Annotated in this window: 13 protein-coding genes; 4 read left to right on the top strand and 9 right to left on the bottom strand. The window is 57.6% G+C overall.

All coding sequences use genetic code 11. The features are described from left to right. Positions 1–8 precede the first annotated feature (8 nt). Positions 9–878 carry a LysR substrate-binding domain-containing protein gene (locus G364_RS0108610; RefSeq protein WP_019934740.1) on the top strand — a complete coding sequence of 290 codons (870 nt, stop codon included), beginning with the start codon at positions 9–11 and terminating at the stop codon, positions 876–878. 11 nt (positions 879–889) lie between these two features. Here G364_RS0108610 and G364_RS0108605 read toward each other — a convergent pair whose 3' ends face one another. From G364_RS0108605 to G364_RS0108570, 8 genes are all read right to left on the bottom strand, one after another. Further along, on the bottom strand, positions 890–1378 hold the full coding sequence (locus G364_RS0108605; RefSeq protein WP_019934739.1) for a nucleoside deaminase: 489 nt from the start codon (positions 1376–1378) through the stop codon (positions 890–892). A gap of 101 nt (positions 1379–1479) precedes the next feature. Continuing rightward, the gene (locus G364_RS0108600) at positions 1480–2181 is read right to left on the bottom strand and encodes a GntR family transcriptional regulator (protein ID WP_019934738.1); all 702 of its coding nucleotides are present in this window, start codon (positions 2179–2181) and stop codon (positions 1480–1482) included. 80 nt (positions 2182–2261) lie between these two features. Beyond that, a complete protein-coding gene (locus tag G364_RS0108595) occupies positions 2262–2942 on the bottom strand; it encodes an aspartate/glutamate racemase family protein (RefSeq protein ID WP_019934737.1) in 681 nt (226 codons plus the stop codon). Between the two features lie 79 nt (positions 2943–3021). Further along, positions 3022–4461, bottom strand: a complete 1440-nt coding sequence (locus G364_RS0108590) for an NCS1 family nucleobase:cation symporter-1 (protein WP_019934736.1) — start codon at positions 4459–4461, stop codon at positions 3022–3024. A 61-nt stretch (positions 4462–4522) separates the two neighbouring features. Next, positions 4523–5911, bottom strand: coding sequence for an NCS1 family transporter (locus G364_RS0108585; protein WP_019934735.1), 1389 nt, complete (start codon positions 5909–5911; stop codon positions 4523–4525). An 87-nt stretch (positions 5912–5998) separates the two neighbouring features. Then, positions 5999–6733, bottom strand: coding sequence for an aspartate/glutamate racemase family protein (locus G364_RS0108580; protein ID WP_019934734.1), 735 nt, complete (start codon positions 6731–6733; stop codon positions 5999–6001). A 310-nt stretch (positions 6734–7043) separates the two neighbouring features. After that, positions 7044–8396: a sensor histidine kinase gene (locus tag G364_RS0108575; protein WP_019934733.1), complete on the bottom strand. Its 1353-nt coding sequence runs from the start codon at positions 8394–8396 to the stop codon at positions 7044–7046. Next, positions 8393–9067 (bottom strand): response regulator, encoded by a 675-nt coding sequence (locus G364_RS0108570; RefSeq protein ID WP_019934732.1) that lies wholly within the window; start codon positions 9065–9067, stop codon positions 8393–8395. The genes G364_RS0108575 and G364_RS0108570 overlap by 4 nt, the downstream gene beginning before the upstream one ends. 168 nt (positions 9068–9235) lie before the next feature. Between G364_RS0108570 and G364_RS0108565 the strand changes: the two genes are divergently transcribed. From G364_RS0108565 to G364_RS0108555, 3 genes are read left to right on the top strand one after another with little or no spacing between them, the layout of a single operon-like run. Beyond that, positions 9236–9559, top strand: a complete 324-nt coding sequence (locus G364_RS0108565) for a PepSY domain-containing protein (RefSeq protein ID WP_019934731.1) — start codon at positions 9236–9238, stop codon at positions 9557–9559. A 13-nt stretch (positions 9560–9572) separates the two neighbouring features. Then, the gene (locus G364_RS0108560; RefSeq protein WP_019934730.1) at positions 9573–10034 is read left to right on the top strand and encodes a DUF2271 domain-containing protein; all 462 of its coding nucleotides are present in this window, start codon (positions 9573–9575) and stop codon (positions 10032–10034) included. A gap of 21 nt (positions 10035–10055) precedes the next feature. Further along, complete coding sequence (locus G364_RS0108555; RefSeq protein ID WP_019934729.1) at positions 10056–12251, top strand: PepSY domain-containing protein; 2196 nt, start codon at positions 10056–10058, stop codon at positions 12249–12251. 63 nt (positions 12252–12314) lie between these two features. On the opposite strand, the gene G364_RS0108550 is transcribed toward G364_RS0108555, so the two are convergent. Further along, positions 12315–13031, bottom strand: a complete 717-nt coding sequence (locus G364_RS0108550; RefSeq protein ID WP_019934728.1) for a YebC/PmpR family DNA-binding transcriptional regulator — start codon at positions 13029–13031, stop codon at positions 12315–12317. Position 13032: the final 1 nt, after the last annotated feature.

Raw genomic sequence — 13032 nt, 5'->3', positions numbered from 1 at the left:
AGGAAAAAATGACTCAACTGACAACACTCGATCCCGTGCTGCTGCGCAGCTTTGTGGCCGTGGTGGATACCGGCAGTTTTACCCGCGCCGCCGACAGCACGCACCTTACCCAGTCCACCGTCAGCCAGCAGGTACGCAAGCTGGAATCCCAGCTTGGCTGCGAACTGCTTAACCGCAAGGGCCGCTACATTACCGCCACCCTGGAAGGCGAGCGGGTGCTCAACTACGCCCGGCGCATACTGCAGCTAATGCAGGAAGCCGTGGCCCAGACCAGCCTGAGCATAGAGCAGCAGAAAATTCGCTTAGGGGTGCCGGAAGACTTTGCCACCCACGCCATCATGCCCGCCTTGTCTGCCTTTGCCGATCAGTATCCCGGCATTCGGCTGGAGGTAAAAAGCGGCCTGTGCAGCGATATCTGGCGGGAGTTTCAGCGCGGCGAGCTGGATCTGGCGCTGGTAAAGCAACGCCCGGGCAGCGTGCCGGGCATGGCCAGCTGGCCCGAGCCGCTGTGCTGGATAGACGGCCTGGAAAGCAACAACCTGGCCAGTCAGCCGGTGCCGCTGGTCACCTTTCCCATCGGTGGTCTTTACCGGGGCGAAATGGCCCACACCTTTGACCGGTTGGGCCGCAGCTGGCGGCTGGCCTATGTCAGCACCAGCCTGTCGGGGGTATGCTGTGCGGTGGAGGCCGGCTTTGGTATTTCCCTGCTGCCGCGGCGGCTGGTGACCACCAACCACCGCATTCTCTCCGAGGCCGATGGCCTGCCCGATGTGCCGGATCTGGAGCTGACCCTGCACGCCCAGGATAAACTCTCGGCCCACAGCAAATTGCTGGCCGAGCGGCTGATCAGTGCCTGCGATAACACCTGCCGGCAGTAGCCACGCCGGCGTTAATCCTGCTTGATATGCTCATTGGCACCATAACCGTGCTGTTCCTGCCACAGGTCAAACACGGCGGTTTTTTCGTCCAGCGGCAGGTGCAGGGTTTCCACGCCCTGCTCACCAAAGGGCTGCTGCATACGCTGATACAGATATTCGGTAGACCAGCCATAGCCCTCGCCCACGTCGTCGCCAGCGCAATACACCAGCCGCGATACGCCGGCCTGGATCATGGCGGCCATGCACATGGCGCAGGGCTTGCCGCTGGCATACATGGTGCTGCCGGCAAACAATGATTGTTTATGAGTGCGGGCGGCATTACGCAGCGCCTGAATTTCGGCATGGGCGGTAGGATCATGCTCAACATAGGTCTGGTTTACCCCTTCCGCCAGCACTTTGCCGTCCTTCACCAGCACGGCACCAAAGGGCTGGCCGCCCTTGGCTACGTTGTCCCGCGCCAGATCAATGCTCGTTTTCAGATAATCCAAATCGGCCATCATGCCTGCTCCCATATAAAACAACGGCCCGGTGAGGCCGCTGTAACGTTTTTAATAAAATCAGTAAGTTGGCATCATAGCCCGCCGGTCATCACGATCAAGCCCTACAGATCGGCAAAGATATGCTTGAGATTAATGTCTTCTTCAGTGGGAGGCTCCAGCTGCAGCTGGGCTTCTATCTCGTTGAGATGATCAATCATCAGCTGCACCGCCCGCTCTGTGTGGTGCCCGGCAATGGCGGCCAGCAGGTCGTTATGCTCGCTGCAGGAAGGGCCGGCATGATGATGCCCCTTGCGCGCGCCACCTGGCTGCTGATACAGGGCCACAATTAGTGATGAGCGGGGAATGATCTCATGCAGAAAGGAGGTCAGCACAGGCTTGTTGGCCAGTTTGCCAATCAGCAGATGAAACTCGCCGGACAGCCGAATGCGCAGACTCTGATCCCCCTGCTCTGCCGCCTGATGTTCTTTATGCAAATGTTCCTGCAGCAGCTTTTTCTCCCGCAGAGTACACTTACTCGCCAGCTCCCGTACCAGCTCGGCTTCAAGCAACCGGCGCGCCTGAAAAATATCTCTGGCTTCTTCCGGCGTCGGCTCAGCAACAAAAGCGCCGCTGTTGGGCACCAGGTTCACCAGCTTGTGATAAGAAAGCTGCAGCAGCAGCTTGCGCACAAACCCCCGGCTTAAGCCAAACGTCTCACACAACTCTTCTTCTTTCAGCCGGGTACCCGGTAACAGCTTGTGGGCAACGATCGCCTCCCAGATACGCTGATATACCTTATCCAGATCCTTGTTTTTATTATTCATGGATTTGTCCTTTGTGCTCTGCGGCCATTTAACTTCAGGTTAACATGGCTTTTTATTGTCAACAATCTTGTTTTCGTTCGTTAAAAACTCTCTTTATTAATAGCCATTACCGCTGCCCGGGTAGCAGCAAGTACAGGTACTACAAGGGGAATATCAAAGTGAGGCTGTAACCTTAATGCTGAACCGGTAAGCGGCCCTCCACCAATGATGACAGCGTCCGCTCCGTCTTTTACTACCGCCTGGCATACCGCTTCACTCAGTGCATGATCCAGTTTGTCGGAAGACATCACCAGCTCAGTGGGATCACCGGTTGTTACCCGGGTGCCGCAAAACTGTTGCTCCAGACCCAGCGTTATGGCTTTGTGTTTAAAAAAAGCCAGCAGCTCGGCATCGGGAGTAATAGTGGCAATGGCAAAACGCCGGCCTTCACGGGCTGCAGCCAGATAGGCCGACTCGGCAATGCCCACTACCGGCACCTTCACACGCTGACGCAGTTCAGCCAGTCCCGGATCAGAAAAGGCCGCTATCATCAGTGCTGCTGAGCCTTTGGCAGCCGCTGCTGTGCCCAGCTCAAGCACACCGGCAGTGGCCGCCCTGATCTCGGCCGGCGTGGTCAGCAGGGCCGGCACTCCCGTATTGGTCAGGCCCTGCACTTGCACACCGCCCCCCGCAACCTGCCCGGCCAGCGCCACCATGGCTGCCGTGGCGCTTTCACTGGAATTGGGGTTGATCAGCATTAATGTTTTTGCCACTTCAGGCATATGACTCAGAACCTTTAAAAAAACATGTATGGATCATCTCCATCATAACAAGGGGTCATTAGCCGGCAAGACCGCCTTGTCAGTATTGACGCTTGGGCTTTGGTGCCAGCAAGTAATAAAAAACACCGCCAAGCGCTGCGCCAATCATCCAGCCGTAACCATTGAGATCACTGAGCGCCGGTACCCAGACAGTTGCAACGGAGAACACAGCGGCCATGGCAAAGGCAATCATCGCCTTTTTATTCCAGCCGCTCTGGTAGAAATAGGCTCCCTCGGGATCCCGTGAAAACAACTCCTGCATATTCAGGCTCTGGCGTTTAATAAGGTAGTAATCCACTACAATAATGCCGTAAAAAGGTGCCACAATGGCCCCCAGCGCGTTCACAAAGCCGGAAATCCCCATTTGGCTAATCACTGCCACCCAGAGTCCGCCCACAAAGAAGGCAACCACCGCAGTGATCAGGCCACCAATGCGAAAGCTAATCACCTTTGGAAACAGGTTGGCCAGGTCATAGGCCGGCGGAATAAAGTTAGCCACCAGGTTGATGCCCACGGTCGCCGCAAAGAAAGTCAGCGCCGCCACAATGGTCAGAGGCAAAGAGTCAACCCGGTCCACAATATCTGCAGGGTTGGTCAGTGCCTCACCAAACAACACCAGAGTGCCGGCCGTAATGATCAACGCAATAAAGGAAAAGAAGGCCACATTCAGGGGCAGCCCCACAAAGTTGCCAATTTTCATCTGCCGCTCGCTGCGCACAAAGCGGGTAAAGTCACCAAAGTTGATCACAACGGCAGCAAAATAGGCCACCATGGTGCCGACAATGGCAGAAAAAGCCGCCACGTCACTGCCCTGATAATCACCGCCGCCATCAAAGATGGTCGCCACGGCCGGCAGCAGCTGATCACCGGCCTGATACCAGACCACCAGCATCAGCACCAGCATCACCACATACACCAGTGGCCCGGCCCAGTTCAGAAACACGGTGATTTTTTCGATACCCTGCCAGAACAGAGCTATCTGAAATACCCAGACCAGCATAAACGACAGCCAGGCGGTACCCGACATACCGAGAAATTCACTGTTACTCTGACCAAACAGCGCTGTCAGTAACAGAGTCACGGCGGTAGAAGCAAAGTAGGTTTGCACTCCGTACCAGAAGATACCGATAATGGCCCGCAGCAGCGCCGGAAAATTGGCACCGCGCACCCCCATGCTGGCCCGAATCATCACCGGAAAGGGAATGCCGTATTTGACGCTGGGCTTGCCGCTTAAATTCACCAGCACCATCACAATAAAACCGGCCAGAATAATGGCTGCCATCACCGCCCAGCCGTTCAGGCCGTAACTCAGAAACAGCGACGCCGCCAGGGTGTAGCCAAACAGACTCTGAATATCGTTGGACCAGACGTTAAAAATTTCAAACCAGCCCCAATGCCGGTCCTTGTGCTTGAGCGGAGCCAAATCTTCGTTATAGAGCAGCGGATCGTGATGGGTTATTTCAAGTTGCTTGTCATCCATGCTTTTTCTCCCGGGATAAAAACAAAAACAGCTCCGCAGCTGATGTGCGGAGCTGAATGACTTAGTTGCGAAAGCGCTGACAGGGCTGCCAGTACTGCATCAGCAGGTAGTAGGTGACACCGGCCGGGATCAGGCTGGCGTACCAGGACACCGAGGAGAAGGTCAGGGCCACCAGGGCACCGGCCAGGGCGGCAATCACGGCGGCGTAGTTCACGCCCTTGTAAGGACCGTTCTCGTCATACAGCTTGGTAATATCCAGCTTGCGGCGGCGCAGAATGAAGTAGTCCACCACCATCACCGCAAAGATGGGGCCGAGAAAGGCGGAGTAGGTCTGTACGAACAGCTGCAGGCCGGCGGAAGATTCTTCCTTCACCAGTTCCCAGGGGAAGGTGCAGAAGGCCAGCAGACCCACCAGAATGGTGGAGGTGCGGAACTTCAGCTTGAACACGTCCATCAGAATGTAGGTGGGCGGCACCACGTTATTGAGCACGTTGGTAGTGACCTGGGCAAAGGCGATAAACAGCAGGGTGGTCACCAGCAGCGGCGTATTGTCCACGGCGCTGGAGAACACCTGAATCGGGTCGGACACGCCGGTGGCACCGGACACCATCAGGCCAATCAGACCCATAAACAGGGTGCAGGGCAGAATGGACATGGCATAGATGATGGTGAGCAGGCCGGGCTTGGTGCCTTCCTTCAGCTCACGGGAGTAGTCACTCACGTTCAGCATCATGGTGCTGTAAATGCCGAGGAACAGCATGGTCGCGCCCCAGAAGGGCACACCCCAGGTGCCTTCCATGTTCACCAGGTTGGCGGTGATTTCGTCGCCGTAGCGGTTGATCACGCTCCAGAACATGTACACCAGCGCCAGCAGAATAAAGCCGCTGCCAATATTTTCCAGCCACTTGATGCCCTGGAAGCCAAAAATGGACAGGCCAATCTGCAGAAACTGGAACAGCACAAAGAACAGCACCAGATTGTCGAATCCGAACAGGGTGGCCGACACCGCGTTCAGCGCCCCCGCCCCTATCCAGCTCTGAAAGCCGTACCAGACAATGGCCGGCACCGCCCGTACCAGACCGGGAAAACGGGTGCCGGAAAAGCCAAAGGCGGCCCGGGCCTGCACCATAAAGGGAATGCCGTATTTGTAACCGGCGGCACCGTTCAGCGCCAGAGCAATACCGATCACAAAACAACCAATGGCAATGGCCACCACCGCCTGCATAAGGTTAAGGGTGCCAACAATGCTGGAGCCCATGGTAAAGGTGCCGATCGACACACAACCACCGAACCAGGCCAGCAGGTAGGATAGGCGGCCCATAATACGATGCTTCTGGGGAGCCAGAGATTCTTCCCCGGCCTTCTTGTCGTTGCCGGCAGTCTGAGCCGATTGGGCTTTGCCGGTGCTCATGGGAATGGCGGCTTCGCTGTTGATATTCTGAATAGCCATAGTCTAGTCCTCGGTATTCCGTCACGGGAGGGCACTGCCGCCCTCATTCATACGCCGGCCATCATGGCCGGGCGGTTACGAGCAAGCTCAGGCAATTTTCAGCCCCTTGCCCGGCGTGGCCAGCTCGGGGCGTGGCCAGTTAAAGGTCAGCACCTTGCTGGTGCCCAGTTTCATATCCACCATGGCTTCGCACAGTTTGAGTGCCGCCACTGTGCCATCGATCACCGGAATACCGATCTCCTGTTCGATATATTCCCGGTAGGCGGACATACCGGCGCAGCCCAGCACTATGGCCTCTGCCTTGTCTTCTGCCATGGCCTTGCGGCACTCGGCAATCACCTTGGCAATGGCGATGTCCGGCGATTCAGCCAGATCCAGCACTCGCATGGGTGTGGTACGAATGCCGCTGCAGTGCTCGCCAAAGCCGTAACGGCTGACCAGATGCTCAGTCATAAAGCGCACTCGGGGAGCCGTGGTGACTATGCTGAAGCAAGCGCCGGCCATGCTCGCCATATGAAAAGCTGCCTCGGCAATGCCCAGCACCGGCTTGTCGGTCAGCTCGCGGGCAGCATACAGGCCGGGGTCGCCAAAGCAGGCCAGCACATAGGCATCAATATTTTCTTCCCTATCTCCTTTGGCGATTTCTTCCAGCACACCGGGTACCGCCAGCGCTTCATCGTAAAAGCCTTCAATAGAGGCCGGACCGCTGGCAGGACTGACCGCCAGCACCTGGGTATCGGGACGGGCCACGCTGTCGGCCAGTCGCTGCAGCGCATCGGTAAACGCTCGAGTGGTGTTGGGGTTGATAATCTTGATCCGCATACTGACTCCTTGTTTACAGCAAACCTGATAAATCGTTAACGATTTAATTATGGAACCATCGTTAACGATTTGTAAACTTGTTTGTGAGTGATGCGTTAATCATTTAGACAGGTTTGGTTGACATGAGAGGTGCGCACTAAAAGTAATCGGACAGAAAATTAAGGTAATTAAAATCAAAAGTTTAAAAAAACTTAGAGGATGAAAGGCATTCTGAATCGTCGATATACCATGCTTTCAGGCAGGTGCTTGAGTCACAAAAAACAGAAAAATTGTTAGCAATTATGTGATCCAAGGCACGCTATGGCGAGCATCAGTGGGGGGGCATAATACCGGGCAGCATGACTTCGGCAGCAAAGCCGTCGGACTGTCCTGGTGCCGGTGAAGACAACACCAGGCGAGTGCCGGCACCGCTGGCAATGGCATCCACAATGGCCAGTCCCAGGCCGGCCCCCGGACGGGACACATGAGCCCCCGCAGCACGGGCAAAGCGGGCGGTCAGTCCGGCCAGCTGATCCGCCGGCACCGGCGGGCCGCCATTACTGACTCGTACCCTTCCCTCACTCGACAGACTGACCCTGACCGGCTGCGTCTCATCACCGTATTTAAGCGCGTTTTCAATCAGGTTACGCACCAGAATGGCAACCGCATCCATATCGAGTGTGGTCATCACAGCACCCGTCTGCGGCAGCTCCAGCTGCAGACGCCATCCTGCCGGATCATGCCGGAACTCACTGGCCACCAGCCTGATAACAGCCACAGCGTTATGCGGCTCGGTGGCCAGCAAGGCTCCGCCTTCTGCCTTGGCCAGCTGCATCAGCTTTTCCGACAGGCGCGCCAGCCGCTGAAGTAACGCCTCAATATGATCAATTCGCTGCTGCCACTGAGTTTCCGGTGCTTCCTGCCGCAACCGCTGTACCTGAGCCAGCGCGGCGGCCAGCGGAGTGCGCAACTCATGGGCGCTGTTGGCGGTAAAGCTGCGTTCCGACTCCAGCGCCCGGCGCAGCCGCTCCATCAGCTGATCCACAGCCTGTGCCACCGGCTCAATCTCTTCAGGCAGCGCTATCTGGGTAACCGGTGACAAATCACCTGCTCCGCGGGTTTCAATGGCCGTTTTGTAAGCCAGCACAGGGCGCAGGCTGCTGCGCACCCACAGCCAGATACCGGCAAGACTGAGCGGGATCAGCAGTAACAATGGTGCCAGCAGCGCCATCACCGCTTGCCGCGCCGTTTCCTGCCGGTGCGCCAGCGGCTCCGCCACCTCAATAAAAATGGTATTACTCACCGCAGCTTCACCATAGATACGATGACTGTCCGAGGTACGGAATCCGGTTACCGGACGCGCGGCAAACAGCGCCGGGTTAACATCATGAGACTGCAGCAACACTGTGCCACTGGCATCACGCACCAGATAGCTGAGCATTTCGGTATGCGGCCGCAGCATGGCAATTTGCTGCGACAGGCCCGGCAGCTCTCTGTTTACAATTTCAGTCACTGCCAGCGGCAGTATGCGCTGGGCCGTTTCTTCCATGGCACTGTCAAAGGCCGCATCCAGCTCGTTACGTACCACCACCCCGGATGCCAGGGTGGCCAGCAACCACAATAAAGACACGCCCAGGGTCAGACCAAGGCCCAGGCGGCGCTGAAGGCTGGTGGAACCACTCATGGCCGTACCAGCCGGTAGCCCATGCCACGCACTGTTTCAATCAGCCCGCGCCCCAGACGTTTGCGTAACCGGCTGACATATACTTCTATGGTGTTGCTCTCAATTTCAGCACCAAACGCATAGAGATGATCTTCCAGCTGTGTCTTGGACAACAGAGTTCCGGGCCGTTGCAGAAACGCCTCCAGCAGTGCCCACTCACGGGCGGTGAGCTCAATGCGCTGATCTGCTCGCCAGACGGCGTGCTCATTCAGATCCACCTCCAGATCGCCTATCTGCAGCCGCGGGTTAGAGTGACCATGGTAACGCCGGGTCACGGCATGAATACGCGCGGTCAGTTCGGCAAGATCAAACGGCTTGACCAGATAGTCGTCGGCACCGGCATTAAGTCCTTCAATCCTGTCGGAAATACGATCCCGGGCGGTCAGAATAATCACGGGAGTAACGGCTCCCGACGTCCCGGCAGGTAATGCCCGCAGCCAGCGCAGAAAGTCCAGCCCGGCACCGTCGGGCAGCATCAGGTCGAGCAAAACCAGATCATATTCCGTGGTCCTGATGCAGGCACGGGCAGGTGCCAGCTGCTGCATCCAGTCTACCGCATGGCCATCATCGGCAAGCTGATCCCGTATTGCCTCTCCCAGTCCGGCACTGTCTTCAATCAGTAATATACGCATGGATTCTTCCCGCTGTCGGTCTCTGTCTGCTTCAAGCATATCGCGTTTGGCTGACAGCCGGCTGAAGCTGTCCGTTATTACCGAATATCAGCACACATTTTTATGACATTCAGGTGTCTGTCAGGAAAACAGCGCACACTGAAACAAGACACCAGAAGGAGACAGACCATGAAATATCTTTCCCTAAGCGCAACCGCCCTGGCTCTGATGCTGGCCGCCGGCAGCGCCCATGCCGATGACGACTGTCACGATGCCGTTGCAGACTGGCAGCCCCGTGAAAACCTGCGCCAGATGGTGGAGCAGCACGGCTGGCAGGTGCACCGCATTAAAGTGGATGACGGCTGCTATGAGGTCAAGGGCCGGGACCGGCACGGTAACCGGATAGAAGCGAAATATGCACCGGCTTCCCTGCGTATTCGCAGCCTGGAAGTGGAATTCAGTGAAAACAGCGATCTCTCGGCTTATGGCAATGTGCCCACCGCCGGTCAATAACGGACACTTCATCATGAAAATCGCAGCAGCAGTACTTGTTCTAGCTTCCCTCCCGGGCCTGAGTCAGGCCCGGGAAGTCACCCTGACCACCGAACTGAAAGACTATAGCGGCGATGGTGCCTATGTGGCCATTTACGTCACTGACGCTGACGGTCGTTATCAGCAAACCCTGTGGGTAGCCGGTAAAAAAGCAAAGTATTACAAGCACCTGAAAGACTGGGCACGGGGCAGCGGGCTGCGCGGGGCCGAGTATGACGGCAAAACCGGGGCCAGCCTGCTGAGTGGTCACACCCTCACCACCAGGGTAGATCTGGACGATGCGCTGTTTGACGCCGGCTATCAGCTGCGGCTGGATACCGCCGTGGAAGATCAACGGGATCAGCGAGCGGAGGTCATGGTACCGCTGACCACAGCTGGTGCCGGTCAGCCGGTAGCCGGCCGGGGATATGTAAAATCCTTTACCTATCAGTTCTGACCGGTAACAAGGAGCCTTGTTATGCTGCGCACCCTGCATTCCCTGCCGGCACTGGTGGCCGCCCTGTTTATTCTGCTGTTATCGGTAACCGGTGCTCTGCTGTCGGCAGAGCCGGTTCTTGAACGGGCCGGCATTGAGACCCCTGCGGCAGGGCAAATCAACGTAGCAGAGCTGGCCGGACGCATCAGCCGTCACTATGCGCAGATTGAACAGATTGATCGCCGTCCGTCCGGTGCCATTGTGGTGTATTACCAGCAACAGGGGCAGTCCGGTGCCGATCTGGTCAGCCCCGTTACCGGTGCAGCCATGGCCCCCTATCAGCCATCGGCGTTCTTTCGCGGAGTCAGAGAGCTGCACCGATCATTGCTGCTGGACACTCCCGGCCGTGCCGTTGCCGGCATTACCGCTCTTGTCATGCTGATTCTGTGCGTATCGGGAGTGCCGATGCTGGCACGACAGCAGGGAGGGTGGCGCAAGCTGTTGACGCCGGCAGCAGGCAATGGCCAGCGCAGACTGCATGCATGGCTGGGGCGAGCCGCTCTGCCCGGCCTGATGCTCTCTGCCATTACCGGCCTTTATATGTCAGCGCTCACCTTTGGCCTGTTACCGGAAGGCTCTGCTGCCGAGCCGGCATGGCCGGACGTCATCCAGCAGGAAAGCACGGCCGTCGCCAGCCTTCCTGCCTTGCAGGCCATTGATGTTACCGAACTGAAAGAGCTGGTATTCCCCTATCCCGGCGAGCCTTATTCCGTGCAGACCACCGAAGGCGCCGGCTATGTGGATCCCCGGAGTGGTATTATGCTGTCGTGGCAACCGCATGATCGGCAGCAGAGCATCAACGGTCTGATCAATGGGCTGCATACCAGTGAAGCCTGGTGGTGGCTGGCCCTGCTGCTTGGTCTGAGTGCACTGACGGCTCCCGTGCTTGCCGTCACCGGTATTCGCATCTGGTGGCAACGACGCCGGGCCATGCCAAGACTTGCCGGTAATCACAAGGCCGGCAGCGCCGATACGGTGATTCTGGTAGGCAGCGAAACCAACAGCACCTGGGGGTTTGCCGCAACACTGCACCAGGCCCTGACCGACGCCGGTCACCAGGTGCATACTGCGCCCATGAACCACCTGCGTGATTACCCCCGAGCACGCCAGTTACTTATTCTGACCGCCACCTACGGCGACGGTACCGCTCCCGCCTCTGCCAGCCGTTTTCTGGAGCGGCTGCACACACTGCCTGTGGCTTCCGGTCTGCGCTTTGCCGTGCTGGGTTTTGGTGACAGTCAGTTTCCGCAGTTCTGCCGCTTTGCACAGGATGTGAATACAGCCCTGCTGAACGCCGGCTGGTGTCCGCTGCTGGGTCTGAGCACCATAGACCGGCAGTCACCCCAGGCTTTCTCCCGCTGGGGGCAGCAACTGGGCCAGGCTCTGGGCAGTCCGCTGACACTGAATCATGTGCCCCGCCGGCGATCCACAATGGCGCTGCAGCTGGCAGAGCGGACGGACTATGGCACCGGCACCGAAGCACCGGTCAGTGTGTTACGTTTCACTCTGCCTCGTCGCCGCTGGCGGCGAGTATTCGCTCGCGCAGGCTGGCCATCATTTGAAGCGGGTGATCTGGTGGGTATTTATGCGCCGGGCAGTACTGTGCCCCGGCTCTATTCCCTGGCCAGCGCGTCGGCAGATGGTCAGCTGGAAATATGTGTGCGGCGGCATGAAAGAGGCGTGTGCTCTGCCTTTTTGCATGGCCTGCAGCCCGGTGATGTTATTGATGCCTTTATTCAGCCTCATCCGGCCTTCCGGCCCGGGGCCGGCCGGACTCCGGTTGTGCTGATTGGCACCGGGACGGGTATCGGTCCGCTGGCCGGCTTTATTCGCCACAATAAGCAAAAACGCGCCATGTATCTTTACTGGGGCGGCCGGGATCCTGAGTCTGGCTTTTTATATCAGACCGAGCTGACACATTATCTGGCAGACCACCGCCTGACCGGACTGGCCACGGCCTTTTCACGGGCCGGGGAGCCCAGCCATGTGCAGGACCACATTCAGGCAGACAGCGAACAGTTGCGCACCCTGGTCCGGGCCGGTGCTCAGTTTCTGGTGTGTGGCGGCCGGGGCATGGCCAACAGCGTCGCGGAGACACTAAACCGGATAATGGCTCCCCTGGGGCTGGATGTGCAGACCCTCAAGGCGGAAGGCCGATACCGGGAAGATGTGTACTGAGAGCGCAAAAGGGGCAGCCTGCCGGCTGCCCCTGTGACGATAGGTTTACAGAGTAAGGATGTATCAGTATTCGGCGTTGTGATACACGTTCTGAACGTCGTCCACATCGTTGAGCATATCAAGAAAGCGCTCCATCTGAGCCACATCATCACCGCTGATTTCTACCGTGGTCTGGGGCACAAACTGAATGGCATCCACCTCAAAGTCGATACCTTCAAAAGCATCGATCAGCGCTTGTTTGGCCTTGGCATATTCGGTATTGGGCGCGAAGACGGTGATCTTGCCGTCTTCCAGCTCAATGTCAGTTACATCTACATCAGCCATCATCAGGGCTTCCAGTACGGCCTCTTCGTCGTCACCGTCAAATACCAGAATCGCGCAGTGATCAAACATGTGGCTCACTGTGCCCGAAGTACCCAGCTTGGCCTTGACCTTGTTAAAGCACTGACGCACGTCACCAATGGTACGGTTGGGGTTGTCGGTCAGGCAGTCCACAATCACCATGCAGTTGCCCGGGCCAAAACCTTCATAGCGGGCGGGTGAAAAATCTTCACCGGCACCGCTGGTGGCCTTTTGCAGGGCTTTTTCAATTACATGGGTGGGCACCTGGTCTTTTTTGGCGCGTTCGATCAGGCCACGCAGGCTCAGGTTACCATCGGGGTCGGCACCGCCGGCTTTGGCGACCACGTAAATTTCGCGGCCGTATTTGCTGTAGACCTTGCTCTTGGCATTGGCGGTCTTGGCGATGGATTCTTTGCGGTTTTGATAGGCTCTGCCCATG

It is taken from the genome of Oceanimonas smirnovii ATCC BAA-899 (genome assembly GCF_000381965.1).
GTDB classification, from domain to species: domain Bacteria; phylum Pseudomonadota; class Gammaproteobacteria; order Enterobacterales; family Aeromonadaceae; genus Oceanimonas; species Oceanimonas smirnovii.
The sequence above is the reverse complement of the archived record's forward strand: the minus strand, read 5'-3'. Positions and strand labels throughout refer to the sequence as shown.

Coding starts and splice junctions, on each gene's coding strand:
- G364_RS0108610 (WP_019934740.1), top strand. CDS start 9: ATGACTCAACTGACAACACTCGATCCCGTGCTGCTGCGCAGCTTTGTG.
- G364_RS0108605 (WP_019934739.1), bottom strand. CDS start 1,378: ATGATGGCCGATTTGGATTATCTGAAAACGAGCATTGATCTGGCGCGG.
- G364_RS0108600 (WP_019934738.1), bottom strand. CDS start 2,181: ATGAATAATAAAAACAAGGATCTGGATAAGGTATATCAGCGTATCTGG.
- G364_RS0108595 (WP_019934737.1), bottom strand. CDS start 2,942: ATGCCTGAAGTGGCAAAAACATTAATGCTGATCAACCCCAATTCCAGT.
- G364_RS0108590 (WP_019934736.1), bottom strand. CDS start 4,461: ATGGATGACAAGCAACTTGAAATAACCCATCACGATCCGCTGCTCTAT.
- G364_RS0108585 (WP_019934735.1), bottom strand. CDS start 5,911: ATGGCTATTCAGAATATCAACAGCGAAGCCGCCATTCCCATGAGCACC.
- G364_RS0108580 (WP_019934734.1), bottom strand. CDS start 6,733: ATGCGGATCAAGATTATCAACCCCAACACCACTCGAGCGTTTACCGAT.
- G364_RS0108575 (WP_019934733.1), bottom strand. CDS start 8,396: ATGAGTGGTTCCACCAGCCTTCAGCGCCGCCTGGGCCTTGGTCTGACC.
- G364_RS0108570 (WP_019934732.1), bottom strand. CDS start 9,067: ATGCGTATATTACTGATTGAAGACAGTGCCGGACTGGGAGAGGCAATA.
- G364_RS0108565 (WP_019934731.1), top strand. CDS start 9,236: ATGAAATATCTTTCCCTAAGCGCAACCGCCCTGGCTCTGATGCTGGCC.
- G364_RS0108560 (WP_019934730.1), top strand. CDS start 9,573: ATGAAAATCGCAGCAGCAGTACTTGTTCTAGCTTCCCTCCCGGGCCTG.
- G364_RS0108555 (WP_019934729.1), top strand. CDS start 10,056: ATGCTGCGCACCCTGCATTCCCTGCCGGCACTGGTGGCCGCCCTGTTT.
- G364_RS0108550 (WP_019934728.1), bottom strand. CDS start 13,031: ATGGGCAGAGCCTATCAAAACCGCAAAGAATCCATCGCCAAGACCGCC.